Raw genomic sequence first — 16,980 nt, 5'->3', positions numbered from 1 at the left:
CTTATGAGCACCATCGCAGTTATCGGCCTCGGCTATGTAGGCCTGCCCCTCGCCGTTGAATTCGGTAAGAAGATGAAGACGGTCGGTTTTGATCTCCATGCAGACAAGGTTGCTGCCTATGGCCGCCACGTGGATCCCACCGGTGAGGTGAGCACGGAAGACCTGAAGGCAGCCGTGCACCTCACCTGCAGCACCGATCCGAAGATCATCGGTGAAGCCGACTTCATCATCGTTGCCGTGCCGACCCCGGTCGACGAAGCGCACCAGCCCGATTTCACCCCGCTGATCAAGTCTTCCGAGAGCGTCGGCAAGCACCTCAAGCGCGGCGCCATCGTGGTGTATGAATCCACCGTGTATCCGGGCGCTACCGAAGAGGTGTGCATCCCCATCCTCGAGAAGTTCTCCGGCCTCAAGTGGAAGGAAGACTTCAACGTCGGCTATTCCCCCGAGCGGATCAACCCGGGCGACAAGGAACGCACCGTCACCAAGATCATGAAGGTTGTTTCCGGCGATACCCCGGAAACCCTCAAAAAGGTGGCCGAAGTCTACGGTGAAGTGATCGTTGCCGGTGTTTACCCGGCCAGCTCGATCAAGGTCGCCGAAGCTGCCAAGGTCATCGAGAATACCCAGCGCGACCTCAACATCGCCCTGATGAACGAACTCTCGGTGATCTTCCACAAGATCGGCATCGACACCATCGAAGTGCTGAAGGCGGCCGGTACCAAGTGGAACTTCCTGCCCTTCCGTCCGGGTCTGGTTGGTGGTCACTGCATCGGTGTCGATCCCTACTACCTGACTCACAAGGCCGACATGCTGGGCTACCACCCGCAGGTCATCCTGGCCGGCCGTCGCATCAACGACAGCATGGGCAAGTACATCGCCGAGCAGACCGTCAAGCAGATGATCCAGTCCGGCCACAACATCAAGGGCGCCGATGTCATCGTTCTCGGCCTGACCTTCAAGGAAAACTGCCCCGACCTGCGCAACAGCAAGGTCATCGACGTGATCCACGAACTGCAGAGCTTTGGCTGTACCGTGCATGTGCACGATCCGGTAGCCGAGTCCGGTGAAGCCGAACACGAGTACGGCGTCAGCCTGACTCCGTGGGACAAGCTGCCGCGCGCTGCCGCCATCGTGGCTGCCGTGGCGCACAAGGAATACGCCGAGATGGGTGTCTCCCAACTGGCCGAAAAGCTCCAGCCGAAGGGCGTGTTTGCCGACGTGAAGAGTTTTTACGATCCGGCCGAGCTTGAGGCTGCCGGCGCTACCGTTTGGCGTCTCTGAGCGGCGATGGGATGAAGCGCGTGACGCGTCTGCGAAAGATATTTTCCGTGTTGCTGCTGGGCGCATGCCTGGCAGGCAATGCGCGCGTCGCGTGTGCCAATCCGCAGGAACTCGTGGATGCGTCCGTCCTTGTCGCGCAGGCTCTGGCCTACGAGCATGGGGAGGGCGTTCCCCGCGATCCCGAGCGGGCCGCCGAGCTGTATTGCGATGCGGTTCGCCTCGGAAGCAGCGAGGCCATGTACAGCCTTGGCTGGATGTACGCGAATGGTCGCGGTGTGGCACGGGATGATGCTTACGCCGCCACGCTGTTTGACATGGCGGTTTTCAGTGGCCATGCAGAGGCCGCCAAGGCGCGTCGTCTCGTCGGTGACTACTCCGGCAGTGTCCCTGAATGTCTCAAGGCGCGCGCGGTAGAGCGCAGTTTTGCCGCCCGTGACACCTGGGATACGCAAAAATACCTGGCGTCCCTGCCTGACCACAAAAAGCGCATGGTCGAACTGATCACCACGCTGGCCCCGCGCTTTTCCATTGAGCCGCGACTGGCACTGGCCATTGCCACGACCGAATCCAATTTCGATGCCACGGCGACTTCCCCGAAGAATGCCATGGGCGTCATGCAGCTCATTCCCGAGACCGCCAGTCGCTTCAACGTGAAGGACAGTTTCGATCCGGTGCAGAACATCAAGGGCGGACTTGCCTACCTGCGCTGGCTGCTGGCCTATTATCAGGGCAATGTGGCGCTGGCGGTTGCCGGCTACAACGCAGGGGAAGGGGCGGTAGATCGTTATCGCGGCGTGCCTCCCTACAAGGAAACCCAGAATTACGTGAAGCGTATCCTGGCATTTTTCCCCCGTACCGAACATCCCTTTGACGCCCACGTCGTGAGTGCTTCTCCGTTCCTGCAAACCTTCAAGGCGGTGAGCCGTTGAACAATGTGTCGATGCCGGCGTGGTTGTCGCGCCGTGCCGTGCTGGCGGGAAGCGTGGCCGCGCTGCTGGCCTGCTTCATTGCGCCAGCCAGGGCCGATTTGCCTGCGACGGTGGTCGAGATAAAGAAATCGGTTGTCGCCGTGGGGAGCTTCGAGCCAACGCGGAATCCCCAGTTCCGTTTTCTTGGAACGGGTTTTGTCGTTGGCAGTGGCAATCAGGTAGCGACCAATGCGCATGTGGAAGGTGCCATTCTGGACAGTGCCGATGGCAAGGAGCGTCTGGTCATCGCCATGCCGGGTTCCGGGCGGGTCATGGTTCGCCCGGTGGTCAAGGAGGCTGTCGATCGTGAGCACGACGTGTCGATACTGCGTTTCGAGGGTCCGCCGCTGCCGGCTGTGCGCCTCGGTGACTCCGACGGGGTGCGGGACGGGCAGGCGATTGCACTGACCGGCTTTCCGCTCGGGGCCACTATCGGAATCGTGCCGGTGACACACCGGGGCATTGTGTCGGCTGTCACGCCGATCGGACAGCCCCTGCCTTCGGCACGGCAGCTCGACGCCCAGGCTGTTCGCCGGTTGTCGTCGGGAGGTTATTCGGTTTTTCAGCTGGATGCGGTGTGCTATCCGGGAAACAGCGGAAGCCCGCTTTTCAATCCCGACACCGGAGAGGTGATCGGCATCATCAACATGGTCTTCGTCAAGGGCGCGAAAGAGAGTGCCGTGACGACACCATCCGGGATTTCGTATGCGATTCCCGCGTCCTTCATCAAGGCGATGCTGAAGCCCTGATCCGACGGCTGTTGCGCTGGATGTAAAAAGCCCCGGAAAGCTTGTGCTTGTCCGGGGCTTTCACTTTCAACTGGCTCAGTTAGTTGGCCAGTTCGTCCATCGGCACGCAGGAGCAGAACAGGTTGCGGTCGCCGTACACGTCGTCGATACGGTTTACGGTCGGCCAGAACTTGTTGTCAGCTACCCACGACAGCGGGAATACGGCTTCGCTACGGGTGTAGGGGCGATCCCAGTCGCCGATGAAGTCTGCCTGGGTGTGCGGGGCGTTCTTCAGCGGATTGTTGTCGGCGGGGATGCGGCCGTCCTCGATGGCCTGGATCTCGTGGCGGATGCTGATCATGGCAGCGATGAAGCGGTCCAGTTCACCCTTGTCCTCGGATTCGGTCGGCTCGACCATGATGGTGCCGGCCACCGGGAAGGACATGGTGGGTGCGTGGAAGCCGTAGTCCATCAGGCGCTTGGCGATGTCCACTTCGCTGATGCCGGTGGCCGCCTTGATTGGACGGATGTCGAGGATGCATTCGTGGGCGACGCGGCCCTGGCTGCCGGTGTACAGCACCGGGTAGTGGGTGCTCAACTGGCCAGCCACGTAGTTGGCGTTGAGGATGGCCACTTCGGTGGCGTTCTTCAGGCCGCGGGCGCCCATCATGGTGATGTACATCCACGATATCGGCAGAATGCTGGCGGAGCCGAACTGGGCGGCGGATACGGCGCCCTGACCGGCATTCGGACGATCTTCGCTGCCGGTGGCGGCAACCACGTGGTCGGCCATGAACGGTGCCAGGTGTGCTTTCAGGCCGATCGGGCCCATGCCCGGTCCGCCACCGCCGTGGGGAATGCAGAAGGTCTTGTGCAGGTTCATGTGGCTCACGTCGGCACCAATGGTGGCCGGGGAGGTGAGGCCGACCTGGGCGTTCATGTTGGCGCCGTCCATGTAAACCTGGCCGCCATATTGATGCACAGTGGCGCAGATCTCGCGGATGGCTTCCTCGAACACGCCGTGGGTGGACGGGTAGGTGATCATCAGCGCGGCCAGTTTGTCGGCGTGCTGTTCAGCCTTGGCCTTCAGGTCAGCCAGGTCCACGTTGCCGCTGTCGTCACAGTTGACCACCACCACGTCCATGCCGCACATCTGGGCGGTGGCGGGGTTGGTGCCGTGGGCCGACTTGGGAATCAAGCAGATTGTGCGGTGGTGGTCGCCGCGGGAGGTGTGATAGCGGCGGATGGTGACGAGGCCGGCGTATTCACCCTGGGCTCCCGAGTTGGGCTGCATGCAGATGGCGTCGAAGCCGGTGATGGCGCGCAGTTGTGCGGCCAGGCCATCGATCATTTCCAGGTAGCCGGTGGTCTGGTCAGCCGGAGCGAAGGGGTGGATGTCGGCAAACTCGGGCCAGGTGACCGGGATCATCTCGCTGGTGGCGTTGAGCTTCATGGTGCACGAGCCCAGCGAGATCATCGAATGATCCAGCGCCAGATCGCGGTTCTGCAGGCGCTTGAGGTAGCGCAGCATCTCGTGCTCGGTGTGGTGGGTGTTGAACACCGGGTGCGACAGGATCGCATCGCCGCGCAGCAGGGTTTCCGGCAGGTTGCCGCCGCGGGCCGCGACGGTGGTGTCGAGCGCAGCGACGTCGGCCGTGGCGCCAAAGGCCTGGAGCAGGGCGGCGATGTCGGCCTGGGTGGTTTTCTCGTCGAGGGAAATGCCGAGCGCTTTGCCATCAACGTGACGCAGGTTGTAGCCAGCGGCCTGGGCGGCGGTGTAGATGGCGGCGGTCTTGCTGCCGGTGGCGACCTGCAGGGTGTCGAAGAAGGTGTTGGAGGTCAGCGCAAAGCTGGCCTGTTGCAGGCCTTCGGCCAGCATGGCGGCCAGGCGGTGGATGCGCGCAGCGATGGTGCGCAGGCCTTCCGGGCCGTGATAGACGGCGTACATGCCGGCCATGTTGGCCAGCAGCACCTGCGAGGTACAGATGTTGGAGTTGGCCTTCTCGCGGCGGATGTGCTGCTCGCGGGTCTGCAGGCTCATGCGCAGGGCGGTCTTGCCGCGGGAATCCTTCGAGACGCCGATGATGCGGCCGGGCATGGAGCGCACATGGGCTTCGCGGGTGGCGAAGAAGGCGGCGTGGGGGCCACCGAAGCCGAGGGGCACGCCAAAGCGCTGGGCCGAGCCAAGGACGATATCGGCACCCAGTTCGCCCGGTGACTTGAGCAGCACCAGGGCCATCAGGTCTGAAGCCACGGCGACGACCGCAGCCTTGGTTTTGAGGCCGGCAATGACGCCGGAAATGTCGGTGACCTCGCCGCGTTCGTTGGGGTATTGCAGCAGGGCGCCGAAGACTTCATGGCTGGCGGCCTCGGCGGCCGGACCGACGATCAGCTCGAAGCCGAAATAGTCGGCGCGGGTGCGCACCACGTCGAGGGTTTGCGGGAAGGTCGCTTCATCGACAAAGAAGGCCTGGCTCTTGACCTTGGAGATCCGGCGCGCCATGGCCATGGCTTCGGCAGCGGCGGTGGCTTCGTCGAGCAGCGAGGCGTTGGCAAGCTCGAGCCCGGTGAGGTCGATGACCATCTGCTGGAAATTCAGCAGCGCTTCCAGACGGCCCTGGGCGATCTCGGCCTGGTAGGGCGTGTAGGCGGTGTACCAGCCGGGGTTCTCCATCACGTTGCGCAGGATGACCTTGGGCGTGATGGTGTCGTAGTAGCCCATGCCGATGAGGGACTTCTTCAGCACGTTCTTGCCGGCGATGGCCTTCAGGTTCGCCAGTGCCATGTGTTCGGGAACCGGCTCGCCGAGGGCCAGCGGCGCGGGCAGGCGAATGCCGGCGGGCACGGTCTGGTCGATCAGGGTATCGAGGGAATCGACGCCGATGGCGGCAAGCATCGCCGGCAACTCGTTAGCACAGGGGCCGAGGTGACGGCGGATGAAGTCGTCGCCCTGTTCGAGCGTGGCGAGCGGGGCGGAGAGAAGGGTCTTCGACATGGGGGTACTCGATTTGGATTTACGGCAACAGCAGGGGGTGGGGTGCACCGGCCGGGCGCACCCGCGAGCCAGGACTTAACCGATGGCGGCTTCGTAGCCGGCGGCGTCGAGGAGGGCGTCCACGGCGGCGGCGTTGGCGGGCTTGATCTTGAACAGCCAGGCGGCGTAGGCATCGGCATTCACGGATTCCGGGGCATCAACGGCTTCCTGGTTGGCGGCGATGATTTCGCCGGCCACCGGGGCGTAGATGTCGGAGGCCGCCTTGACCGATTCGATCACCGCGATGGATTCCCCGGCGGTCACGACACGGCCGGCTTCGGGCAGTTCGAGGAAGACCACGTCGCCAAGGGCTTCCTGGGCGTGATCGGTAACGCCGATGGTGAGGGTGCCGTCAGCTTCGGTGCGGACCCATTCGTGGGAGGCGGTGTAGCGCAGATCGGTGGGGGTCGTCATGGTTTGCTGTCCTTGTTCAAGTCGATGGGATTGGTGGATTTCTGCTTGTCAGATCAGGGCCTGGCCCTTGCGTACGAACGGTGCTTTCACGACGCGTGCCTTGAGGCGCTTGCCGCGAATGTCTACTTCAACCGCATCGCCGGGTGCCACGCCGAGGGGCAGGCGGGCCAGTGCGATGGATTTTTCGAGGGTCGGCGAGAAGGTGCCGCTGGTGGTTTCACCTTCGCCCTTGGCGGTGAACACTTTCTGGTGGGAGCGCAGCACGCCTTTGTCTTCCAGAATGAGGCCGAGGGTTTGCTGGTGGGCACCCTGGGCCTGCAGCGTCGCCTTGCCGATAAAGTCGCGGCTTTCGTCCTTGAAGTCCACCGTCCAGGCCAGACCGGCGTCGAGCGGGGAGACACTTTCGTCCATGTCGTTGCCGTAGAGGGCCATGCCGGCTTCAAGACGCAGGGTGTCGCGGGCGCCGAGGCCGCAGGGGGCAACGCCGGCAGCGGCCAGGGCGGCCCAGGTGGCAGCGGCCTGGCCGACCGGCAGGGTCAGCTCGAAGCCGTCTTCACCGGTGTAGCCGGTGCGGGCGATGAAGTAATCGCCGAAGAGGGTCGCCTGGAAAGGCTTGAGGGCGGCGGAGGCGGCTTCGGAGCCAGGGATCGCGGCCCAGGTCTTGGCCTGGGCGTTGGGGCCCTGGATGGCGATCATGGCCAGGTCGCGACGGACCGCCAGATTGGCCTGGGTGCCCGTGGCGCGCATTTGTTCCTGGATCCACGCCACGTCCTTGTCGGCGGTGCCGGCGTTGACGACGATGCGGTAGCGGGTGTCGGACAGGAAGTAGACGATCAGGTCGTCGATGACGCCGCCCTGCGGGGTGAGCATGCAGCTGTACAGGGCCTTGCCCGGCTCGACCAGCTTGGCCACGTCGTTGGCGATGAGGCCGCGCAGGAAGGCCCTGGCATCAGCTCCTTCGAGGTCCAGCGCGAGCATGTGGGAGACATCGAACATGCCGGCGTCGCGACGTACGGCGTGATGTTCCTCGATCTGGGAGCCGTAATTGACGGGCATGTCCCAGCCGGCAAAGTCGACCATGCGGGCGCCTGCGGCGACGTGGGTGGCGTGAAGGGGTGTTTGTTGGGGCATGAGGCTCTCCGGCAGGCAATCGTTCAGTGTAGAAAGGCAATGGGGCCAAGGCGACGTGAAATCGCCTTGGCCCCATCTGTCCTTTGTACCTGAGAGATTGCAGCGGTAACTTCGACCGTCTGCGTGCCCCTTCGGTGGATGCGGCCACGCACAATGGGCGGGCGGCATCACTCTCCAGATTCTTGATTCGTCGGCGGTCCTTTTGCCTGAGCGGTTCCGGGGGTTGCGCCTTCGGCGGCTCGCACAATGCAGTGCGAACTCTCTCCCACACGACGGCGCGCACCTTACCATCCGGGGCGGGGCGGGGCAAGGGTCTGTTACAATTGTGCAGATGACTCCGTCCCGAAGCCGTTTTCTCGATGTTCGCGGGCTGCGCTATCACCTCCGGGAATGGGGGGTGGAGGGCGCGCCCAAGATTTTTTTGCTCCACGGCTGGATGGATGTGTCCGCCTCCTTTCAGTTCATCGTTGATGAGCTGAAAGCCGACTGGCATGTGATCGCACCTGACTGGCGGGGTTTCGGGTTGACGGAATGGCATGGTGATTCCTACTGGTTTCCCGATTACTTTGCCGACCTGGATGCCATTTTGCGTGCCCTCGTGCCGGATGGTCAGGTAAGCCTGATCGGACACAGCATGGGGGGCAATGTGGCTTGTCATTACGCGGGCGTGCGTCCCGCCCGGGTGGCCCGTCTGATCGCGCTCGACGCTTTCGGGTTGGCCGAAAGCGATCCGCAGCAGTCGCCGGAGCGCTTTGAGAAATGGTTGAACGAGCTGGAGTCGGGGGTGCGTTTTCGTGGCTATCCGGACCGGCTGGCGCTGGCTGCCCGTCTCCGCGCGGACAATCCTCGCCTGACGGAGGAGAAAGCGGCCTTCCTTGCCGGGCATCTGGGCGAGCCGGATGGTCAGGGTGGCATCCGCCTGGCAGGCGATCCGTCCCATCGACGGGTCAGTCCCATGCTGTACCGGCGTGCCGAGGCGATGGCCAGTTGGCGGCGGGTCATCGCACCGACCCTGTGGATCGAGCCCGCCGAGCCTGACTTGCGCCGCCGACTTGGCGTGACGGACGAGGCCCACGAGCAGGCTCGGGCATGCTTTCGGGACTTTCGTGAAGTTCAGGTGTCCAATAGTGGACATAACCTGCATCACGACCAGCCGGGGGAGGTTGCCCGGATCATCGAGACTTTCTTGTTGCCCAAGGAATCATGAACGCCCTCAATGCAGACCTGCACTGTCATTCCACTGCTTCGGACGGCACCTTGCCGCCTGCCGAGGTGGTGCGCCGCGCCCACGCCAACGGCGTGGATCTGCTGGCCCTGACTGATCACGATGAACTTCTCGGCCTGCCCGAGGCGGCCGCTACGGCGGCGGAGCTGGGCCTGCGTTTCGTGCCCGGTGTCGAGGTCTCGGTTTCCTGGCTGGACCAGACGCTGCATATCGTCGGCCTCGGTATCGACCCTACCAATGAGGCGCTGATCGAAGGTCTTGGCAAAGTGCGCAGTGGCCGGGACGGGCGGGCGGTGCGCATTGCCGCCGAACTCGAGCGGATCGGCATTCACGGCGCGCTTGAAGGTGCTCTCAGTTATGCCGGCAACCCGGCCCTGGTGAGTCGTGCCCATTTCGCCCGCTATCTGGTCGAGATCGGCGCTTCCAGAAATGTTCACGACGTCTTTCTGCATTACCTGGCCCGCGGCAAGCCTGGTTACGTGGAGCATGTGTGGGCGACGCTGGAAGATGCGGTCGGCTGGATCAAGGGGGCTGGCGGGCTGGCGGTGATTGCCCATCCGGGGCGCTATCGGCTCAGTCACGCCGAGATGGATCTCCTCCTCGAAAAGTTTCGCGATCTGGGCGGCGATGCCGTCGAGGTTTCCTGCGGTGCCCATGATGGCGGTCAGTTGCTGGCCTTTGCGCGACTGGCGCGAAAGTTCGGCCTGATGGCGTCCCGGGCCTCCGATTTTCATGGTCCGGAAGACAGCCCCATTGATCTTGGGCGCGCCTCTCCGCTTCCTCCCGATCTCACGCCGGTGTGGACCCGCCTGACGTGAGTCTTTTGGTTTTACTTTGAATCATGGCTCAGTTTTTTTCCCTGCATCCCGACCAACCCCAGCCCCGGCTTATCAAGCAGGCCGCGCAGATCATGCGTGACGGGGGGCTGGTCGCCTTTCCCACCGATTCGGCTTACGCCTTGGGCGGTCACACCGGGGATACCGCCCTGCTGACCCGCATCCGGCGCATTCGCGATGTGGACGACCGGCATCATTTCACCCTGCTGTGTCGCGATCTTTCCGACATTGCCAACTTCGCCAAGGTGGACAACAGCCAGTACCGGCTGCTCAAAGCTACCACGCCGGGCCCCTATACCTTCATCCTTGAAGGCACCAAGGAGCTTCCACGTCGCCTGATGCATCCCAAGCGCAAGACCATCGGTCTGCGGATTCCCGATCATCCCGTGGTTTCAGCGTTGCTTGCCGAGCTGGGTGAGCCGCTCCTCAGCTCGACACTGCTGTTGCCGGATGAAGAATTCCCGCTGACCGATCCGGAAGAAATCCGTGATCGCCTGGAAAAAGAGGTCGATCTGGTTATCGAAGCCGGGCCCTGTCGTGGCGAGGCGACAACCGTTATCGATCTGACCAGCGGCACTCCGGTGCTGGTGCGCGAGGGACGCGGCAGTCTGACGCCCTTTGGGCTCTGATTTGACGCCGATTGCGTCCGGCGGCGGCAGACCGGCGGGGGATAACCCGGCGGTCTGTTAGAATCGCGGCCCCGCACGGACCATTGCCCATGCAAGAACTTATTTCCACGCTGACCATCTGGGCGCTGCCGGTGCTGTTTGCCATCACGCTCCACGAGGCTGCCCACGGCTATGCCGCGCGCCACTTTGGCGATGCCACCGCCGAGCGGGCAGGGCGGATCAGCCTGAATCCCCTGCGCCACATCGACCCGATGGGCACGATTGTCGTGCCGGGTCTGATCGTCGCCATGAGCAGCCTGGCGGGCGCGCCACCGATGCTCTTCGGCTGGGCCAAGCCGGTGCCGGTCAATTTTGGCCGCTTGCGCCGCCCCAAGGCTGACATGTTGTGGGTTGCTGCTGCTGGACCGTTCGCCAATCTGGTTATGGCCGTTGGGTGGGCGCTGTTGTTCAAGCTGGCTGTTCTGTCGCCTGACGGCATGTACGCCCTGCCGATGGCCAAAATGGCGGATGCGGGCATTCAGATCAACGCGGTGCTGCTTTTTCTGAACCTGGTGCCCTTGCCGCCTCTCGATGGTGGGCGTATTGCCGTAAGCCTGTTGCCCCCTGGCCCTGCCTACAAGTTTGCGCAAATCGAGCCCTACGGGTTTCCGATTCTGCTGCTTTTGCTGTTCACCGGTATCCTTGGCAACATTCTTGGGCCGCTGGTGGCTTTTTTCCGTTTTGCTCTTGCAATCGTTTTTGGACTTTGAAATCCCATGTTCGCTGAACGCGTCCTTTCCGGCATGCGCCCTACCGGGCGACTCCACCTCGGCCACTACCACGGCGTCCTGAAAAACTGGGTCAAGCTGCAGTCCGAGTACCCCTGCTTGTTCTTTGCCGCCGACTGGCATGCGCTGACGACCGACTACGACAATCCCAAGGGGATCGAGTCGAGCGTGTGGGAAATGATCGTTGACTGGCTGGCGGCCGGTGTGGACCCGTCTCAGGCGACGATTTTCATTCAGTCCCGGGTGCCCGAGCATGCCGAACTGCATCTGCTCATGTCGATGATGACGCCTCAGGGCTGGCTGGAGCGGGTGCCCACCTACAAGGACCAGCAGGAAAAGCTGACCCACAAGGATCTCACCACTTACGGCTTTCTCGGCTACCCGCTGCTGATGAGTGCCGACATCCTGATCTACCGCGCCGACAAGGTGCCGGTGGGCGAAGACCAGCTGCCCCACGTGGAATTCACCCGGGAGCTGGCCCGCCGCTTCAATCATATGTACGGTCGTGAGCCGGGCTTCGAGGAAAAGGCGAAGGAAGCGGTCAAGAAACTTGGCTCCAAGCGTGCCCGCCTGTACGAGGAGTTCCGCACCCGCTTCCAGCAGAACGGTGACGAAGAGGGCCTGGCTCTCGGCAAGGCCCTGCTCGAAGAGGCCCAGAGCCTGTCCCTGGGGGATCGCGAGCGTCTGTATGGCTATCTGGAGGGCAGTGGCAAGATGATTCTGGTCGAGCCCGGTGCTTTGCTGACCGAAGCATCCCGCATGCCCGGCCTTGACGGCCAGAAGATGTCCAAGTCCTACGGCAACACGATCTTCCTGCGTGAGGAAGCTGACTCGCTGACCAAGAAGATCCGTACCATGCAGACCGATCCGGCGCGGGCGCGGCGCACAGATCCGGGTGACCCGGAAAAGTGTCCGGTGTGGCAGTTCCACTTGATCTACTCTGACAACAGCACGCGTGAATGGGTTACCCAAGGCTGCAAGAGCGCCGGTATTGGCTGTCTTGAGTGCAAGCAGCCGGTCGTCGATGCGGTGCTTAAGGAGCAGGAAGGCATGCGTGAGCGCGCCCAGCCTTATCTCGACGATCCGTCCCTGGTGCGCAGTATCGTCGCTGACGGCTGCGACAAGGCGCGCAAGCTGGCCCAGGAGACCATGCGCGAGGTGCGCGATGCCATGGGGCTGAGCTACAGCTGATGCCTTCTTGTCGCCACGTGGATTTTTGCCTTGGATGTGCCGTTTTCACGTGTTAACCTGCAATGAAGGACGGGGCGCGTGACCGCTCCCCTCGATCTTGCTCCGCTGGTTGATGTGCCGAATGGTGTCATCGGCCGGATGTATGGCCAGCCAATCTTCGATCTGCCGAAGGATCTCTACATCCCGCCCGATGCGCTGGAAGTGATTCTGGATGCTTTCGAGGGGCCGCTCGATCTGCTGCTGTACCTGATTCGCAAGGCCAATATCAACGTTCTCGATATTCCCATGGTGCCGCTGACGGCCCAGTATCTTGAGTACGTTGAAGCGATGCGGCATCACAACCTGGCGCTGGCGGCCGACTATCTGTTGATGGCAGCCACGTTGCTGGAGATCAAGTCGCGGATGCTTCTGCCACGGCCGTCGAGGCCCGAAGAGGCAGAGGAACTGGATCCCCGTGCTGAGCTGGTGCGGCGCCTGCTTGAATATGAGCAAACCAAACTGGCGGCGGCCCGGCTCGATGCCTTGCCCCGCGTGGAGCGTGACTTTGAGTGGGTTGGCGTGTTTGTGGCCGAGAAGGTGGTCGAGCGCCTGCCCGAAGTCAGTCTCCACGATCTGCAGCTGGCCTGGATGAAAATCGCCCGGCAAAGTCGTCTCAAGCAGCATCACACGATCCAGCGTGAAGAGCTTTCCGTGCGTGAGCACATGACCTTGATCCTCCGCAAGTTGCGGGGTGATGCTTTTGTAGTATTTGAATCCCTGTTTGATCCGGCGTTGGGGGTGGCGAGTCTGGTAGTGAGTTTTCTCGCAACCCTGGAACTGGTGAAGGAGCGCCTGGTGATCATTACCCAGAACGAGGCCTTTGCGCCGATTTACGTAAAGCGGGCCGACGGTGCAGCCGGAAACGATTGAGCAGATCAAGCGGGTGCTGGAAACAGCCCTGCTGGCGGGCTCGTCGCCAGTGCCGGTCAGTGATCTGCGTCGCCTTTTTGATGAAGATCCGGGAAGTGATCTGGTGCGCCGGCTACTCGTGGATCTGGCCGAAGACTGGCAGGGCAAGGGGGTTGAACTGGTGCAGACGGCGGGTGGCTGGCGTTTTCAGACTCGTCTCGAATATCAGGTCTATCTGGATCGGCTCAAGCAGGAAAGACCGCCGAAGTATTCCCGGGCGGTCCTCGAAACCCTGGCGATCATCGCCTACCGTCAGCCCGTGACTCGGGGTGACATCGAGGATATCCGCGGGGTGGTGGTTTCAACAAATGTACTGAAAACCCTCGAATCGAGGGGGTGGGTGGACGTGGTGGGCTATCGGGATACTCCCGGGCGGCCCGGTTTGTATGCCACGACCCGAAAATTCCTGGAGGACCTTGGTCTGCGTAGTCTGACCGAGTTGCCTCCGTTGACTGAAATCGAAAGGATCATGGATCTTGTCGACCTCCCAAAAACCGAAGAACCGGCCGTTTAGACCGAAGACCGGCAAGCCCGGGGGCGATGGCCCCCGCTCGGCAGCCTCACAAAGTGGTCCCCAGGCCGGCCCGCAGGGCGGGCGTCGTGGACGTGGCCGGCCAGAAGGCGAGGGTCCTCGTTCGGCGGCTCCGCAAGGTGGACCGCAGGATGGACGCCGTGGTCGCGGCAGGCCTGATGGCGAAGGCAATCGTGCCCAGGGGCGTCCTGAGCGCGACACGGATGGCAATCGTCAGCCCAAGAGTAATGCGTCGGCCATTGGTCTGAGTGACCTGGGCGGTGGTCGGGGCAACTGGCGGGGCAAGCGTCCGGCTGCGCCCGGCGGTTTTGCAAAGCCGGACTCTCCGTACCCGCTGGCCAGCACTGAACTGCTGCCGGCGGCTGATGGCGAGCGTCGGCAGGGCAAGTTCCAGGAGCCTGCCTACACCGAGCCCCAGCGTCTGCACAAGGTGCTGGCTGCCGCTGGTGTCGGTTCCCGTCGGGAAATCGAAGAGTGGATCGTCGCCGGTCGGATTTCCGTCAATGGCGAGCCGGCGGATGTCGGGCAGAAAGTTGGTCCGGGCGATCGTGTGCGAATCAACGGCAAACTGATGCCGATTCGTTTTGCGCCGCGTATTCCGAGGGTGCTGATCTACCACAAGCCGGATGGCGAGATCGTGTCGCGGGATGATCCGGAAGGACGTCCGACGGTTTTCAACCGTTTGCCGGTGCTGCGCAAGGGGCGCTGGATTGCTGTCGGCCGACTGGACTTCAATACGTCCGGACTGCTCCTTTTTGTGAACGACGGTGATCTGGCCAACAAGCTCATGCATCCGCGTTACGAGCTGGATCGCGAGTATGCGGTGCGGATTCTCGGCGAGCTGGATGAAGCCCAGAAGAATGCCTTGCTCCAGGGTATCGAACTGGAGGATGGCCTGGCCAAGTTCAACACCCTGCAGGACCGGGGTGGCGAAGGCTCCAATCACTGGTATCACGTCACCCTTTCGGAAGGGCGCAACCGGGAAGTGCGGCGCATGTTCGAAGCGCTCGGCCTGACCGTCAGCCGTCTGATGCGTGTCCGTTATGGTCCGGTGGTGCTGCCGCCGCGCCTGAAGCGTGGCATGTGGGAAGATATGGCTGTGGAGGATGTGTGCGCACTGGCAGGGCTTCCGAAGCCGGATAATCTCACCGGCAAGATCAAGCGCCCGGCACGTCCGCCCCGTCGCTCGCAGGCATTCTAGGGTCGGAACGAAGGGCGAAATTGCGCCCGCCTCGGCGGGCTGCTATACTCAGCGTGTTTTATCGGTTCGAAAGGACCGACCGGCTCGAAAAAGAGCCGACATCCGGTCAAATTTAACAGGGATGGGCGTTTCGCCCATTTTTCATTTGTGGGCTAGGAAATGGAGTTGCTGAAACTAATCGAGCAGACCGCAGAAGGCCTCGGCTACGAACTGGTCGACTTCGAGACCTCGCCCCGTGGCCGTCTCATGCGGGTGTTCATTGATTCGCCGAACGGCATCACCGTGGACGATTGTGCCACGGTGAGCAATCAGTTGACCCGAATCTTCGAAGTCGAAAACGTGGATTACGACCGCCTTGAGGTGTCGTCTCCCGGATTGGACCGTCCGCTCAGGAAGCCCGCCGATTTCGAGCGCTTCGCTGGGCAGGAAGTACAGGTCCGCATTCGCATGCCAATCGCCAATCAACGCAATTTTGCCGGGGTGCTGCAAGGTCTTAAGGACAACGTGGTCACCCTGGAGACGGAAAAGGGATCGATGGAGATCCCGTTTGAAGAAATAGAGAAGGCCCGCCTGGTTCCCAGGTTTTAAGGGATTTGGAGGTTTGCAGGTATGAGCCGCGAAATTTTGCTGCTGGTTGATGCGCTGGCCCGCGAGAAGAACGTTTCCAAGGATATCGTTTTCTCCGCGTTGGAGTCTGCGCTCGCTCAGGCGACCAAGAAGCGTATTCACGACGAAGCCGATGTGCGTGTATCCATCGACCGGGAAACCGGTGACTACGAGTCCTTCCGTCGCTGGCAGGTGCTGCCCGACGAAGATGTCGAGAATGACGAAGCCCAGATGGGCCTGATCGATGCCCGCGAAGAATATCCGGATATCCAGGTGGGTGACTACGTCGAAGAAGGTCTGGAGCCCATCGACTTCGGTCGGATCGGTGCGCAGGCGGCCAAGCAGGTCATTCTGCAAAAGGTGCGTGACGCCGAGCGGGAACAGATTCTCAACGACTTCCTTGATCGCAAGGAATACATCATCTCCGGCAGTATCAAGCGCATGGAGCGGGGCAACGCGATCATTGAAGTAGGCCGTCTTGAGGCGGTGCTTCCCCGCGACCAGATGATCCCCAAGGAAAATCTGCGCGTTGGCGACCGGGTCAAGTCCTACCTGCTGCGTATCGATCGCGGTGCCCGTGGTCCGCAACTGATCCTGTCCCGCACGGCGCCCGAATTCGTCATGCGTCTGTTCGAGCTCGAAGTACCGGAGATCGACGACGGTTTGCTCGAGATCAAGGCTTGTGCCCGCGACCCAGGTCTGCGCGCCAAGATTGGCGTAAAGTCCAACGATCCGCGTATTGATCCGATCGGCACCTGCGTAGGCCTGCGTGGTTCGCGTGTGACGGCGGTGCGTAACGAGATCGGCGGCGAGAATATCGACATCGTGCTGTGGTCTCCCGAGCCGGCCCAGTTTGTGATCGGTGCCCTGCAGCCCGCGGAAGTGTCTTCCATTGTTGTCGATGAAGAAGCGCACGCCATGGATGTAGTGGTGGATGAGAACAATCTGGCTATTGCCATCGGACGCAATGGTCAGAACGTGAAGCTTGCATCCGAGCTGACGGGGTGGGGCATCAATCTGATGACCGTTGCCGAGTCAGAGCGGAAGTCCGAAGCGGAGCACAGCTCGGTTCGCCAGCTGTTCATCGCAAAGCTGGACGTGGACGAAGAAGTGGCCGACATCCTGATCGACGAGGGTTTCTCGTCGCTGGAAGAGATCGCTTACGTGCCGCTGGCAGAAATGCTGGAAATTGAATCCTTCGACGAAGAAACGGTGAACGAGCTGCGCAACCGCGCCCGCAACGTGCTCCTTACCGAAGCCATTGTGACCGAAGAACAACTGGAGTCCGTTGCAGAGGACTTGCTCAGCCTTGAAGGCATGGACAAGCCCATCGCAGCGAAGCTGGCCCAGGGTGGTGTGCATACCCGTGACGAGCTGGCAGATCTGGCTGTAGACGAGCTGATGGAAATGTCGGGGCTGGACGAAGAGCGGGCCAAGAATATGATCACCAAGGCGCGCGCGCACTGGTTCGAGTAATACCCCGGAG

16 protein-coding genes and 1 riboswitch are annotated in these 16,980 nt (G+C 62.1%); of the genes, 13 read left to right on the top strand and 3 right to left on the bottom strand.

All coding sequences use genetic code 11. From position 1 onward, the window contains the following. The first annotated feature begins 3 nt into the window (after positions 1-3). From ETQ85_RS18695 to ETQ85_RS18685, 3 genes are read left to right on the top strand one after another with little or no spacing between them, the layout of a single operon-like run. Positions 4-1,284: a nucleotide sugar dehydrogenase gene (locus ETQ85_RS18695; protein ID WP_148580595.1), complete on the top strand. Its 1,281-nt coding sequence runs from the start codon at positions 4-6 to the stop codon at positions 1,282-1,284. 11 nt (positions 1,285-1,295) lie between these two features. Next, a complete protein-coding gene (locus tag ETQ85_RS18690; protein WP_187394767.1) occupies positions 1,296-2,213 on the top strand; it encodes a transglycosylase SLT domain-containing protein in 918 nt (305 codons plus the stop codon). Between the two features lie 5 nt (positions 2,214-2,218). Beyond that, a complete protein-coding gene (locus ETQ85_RS18685) occupies positions 2,219-3,001 on the top strand; it encodes a S1 family peptidase (protein ID WP_342781964.1) in 783 nt (260 codons plus the stop codon). A gap of 79 nt (positions 3,002-3,080) precedes the next feature. Here the strand turns inward: ETQ85_RS18685 and gcvP are convergent, their stop codons facing one another. The 3 genes from gcvP to gcvT form a co-directional block, all read right to left on the bottom strand. Beyond that, positions 3,081-5,975, bottom strand: a complete 2,895-nt coding sequence (gcvP, locus tag ETQ85_RS18680) for an aminomethyl-transferring glycine dehydrogenase (protein ID WP_148580594.1) — start codon at positions 5,973-5,975, stop codon at positions 3,081-3,083. Positions 5,976-6,050: 75 nt separating this feature from the next. Continuing rightward, a complete protein-coding gene (gene gcvH, locus ETQ85_RS18675; protein ID WP_148580593.1) occupies positions 6,051-6,428 on the bottom strand; it encodes a glycine cleavage system protein GcvH in 378 nt (125 codons plus the stop codon). Between the two features lie 48 nt (positions 6,429-6,476). Further along, positions 6,477-7,559, bottom strand: a complete 1,083-nt coding sequence (gene gcvT, locus ETQ85_RS18670; RefSeq protein ID WP_148580592.1) for a glycine cleavage system aminomethyltransferase GcvT — start codon at positions 7,557-7,559, stop codon at positions 6,477-6,479. Positions 7,560-7,744: 185 nt separating this feature from the next. Then, positions 7,745-7,837, bottom strand: a riboswitch (glycine riboswitch). A 53-nt stretch (positions 7,838-7,890) separates the two neighbouring features. Here gcvT and ETQ85_RS18665 point away from each other — a divergent pair. The 10 genes from ETQ85_RS18665 (at position 7,891) to nusA (ending at position 16,970) form a co-directional block, all read left to right on the top strand. Continuing rightward, positions 7,891-8,766, top strand: a complete 876-nt coding sequence (locus ETQ85_RS18665; RefSeq protein ID WP_148580591.1) for an alpha/beta fold hydrolase — start codon at positions 7,891-7,893, stop codon at positions 8,764-8,766. Next, positions 8,763-9,602, top strand: coding sequence for a 3',5'-nucleoside bisphosphate phosphatase (locus ETQ85_RS18660; protein WP_148580590.1), 840 nt, complete (start codon positions 8,763-8,765; stop codon positions 9,600-9,602). Before ETQ85_RS18665 ends, ETQ85_RS18660 begins: the two co-directional genes overlap by 4 nt. Before the next feature lie 23 nt (positions 9,603-9,625). Further along, the gene (locus ETQ85_RS18655; RefSeq protein WP_148580589.1) at positions 9,626-10,249 is read left to right on the top strand and encodes an L-threonylcarbamoyladenylate synthase; all 624 of its coding nucleotides are present in this window, start codon (positions 9,626-9,628) and stop codon (positions 10,247-10,249) included. 89 nt (positions 10,250-10,338) lie between these two features. After that, the gene (locus ETQ85_RS18650; protein ID WP_148580588.1) at positions 10,339-10,998 is read left to right on the top strand and encodes a site-2 protease family protein; all 660 of its coding nucleotides are present in this window, start codon (positions 10,339-10,341) and stop codon (positions 10,996-10,998) included. A 6-nt stretch (positions 10,999-11,004) separates the two neighbouring features. Further along, the gene (locus tag ETQ85_RS18645) at positions 11,005-12,207 is read left to right on the top strand and encodes a tryptophan--tRNA ligase (protein WP_148580587.1); all 1,203 of its coding nucleotides are present in this window, start codon (positions 11,005-11,007) and stop codon (positions 12,205-12,207) included. Positions 12,208-12,285: 78 nt separating this feature from the next. Then, positions 12,286-13,116 (top strand): segregation and condensation protein A, encoded by an 831-nt coding sequence (locus ETQ85_RS18640; RefSeq protein ID WP_246128812.1) that lies wholly within the window; start codon positions 12,286-12,288, stop codon positions 13,114-13,116. Continuing rightward, on the top strand, positions 13,097-13,669 hold the full coding sequence (scpB, locus tag ETQ85_RS18635) for an SMC-Scp complex subunit ScpB (protein ID WP_148580586.1): 573 nt from the start codon (positions 13,097-13,099) through the stop codon (positions 13,667-13,669). Before ETQ85_RS18640 ends, scpB begins: the two co-directional genes overlap by 20 nt. Then, positions 13,632-14,888, top strand: coding sequence for a 23S rRNA pseudouridine(2605) synthase RluB (rluB, locus tag ETQ85_RS18630; protein WP_148580585.1), 1,257 nt, complete (start codon positions 13,632-13,634; stop codon positions 14,886-14,888). The genes scpB and rluB overlap by 38 nt, the downstream gene beginning before the upstream one ends. Before the next feature lie 159 nt (positions 14,889-15,047). Beyond that, complete coding sequence (gene rimP, locus ETQ85_RS18625; RefSeq protein WP_148580584.1) at positions 15,048-15,476, top strand: ribosome maturation factor RimP; 429 nt, start codon at positions 15,048-15,050, stop codon at positions 15,474-15,476. A gap of 21 nt (positions 15,477-15,497) precedes the next feature. Next, on the top strand, positions 15,498-16,970 hold the full coding sequence (gene nusA, locus ETQ85_RS18620) for a transcription termination factor NusA (RefSeq protein WP_148580583.1): 1,473 nt from the start codon (positions 15,498-15,500) through the stop codon (positions 16,968-16,970). The last annotated feature ends 10 nt before the right edge of the window (positions 16,971-16,980 follow it).

Origin of the sequence: Zoogloea oleivorans, from assembly GCF_008107625.1 — a bacterium.
Lineage (GTDB): Bacteria > Pseudomonadota > Gammaproteobacteria > Burkholderiales > Rhodocyclaceae > Zoogloea > Zoogloea oleivorans.
The sequence above is the reverse complement of the archived record's forward strand: the minus strand, read 5'-3'. Positions and strand labels throughout refer to the sequence as shown.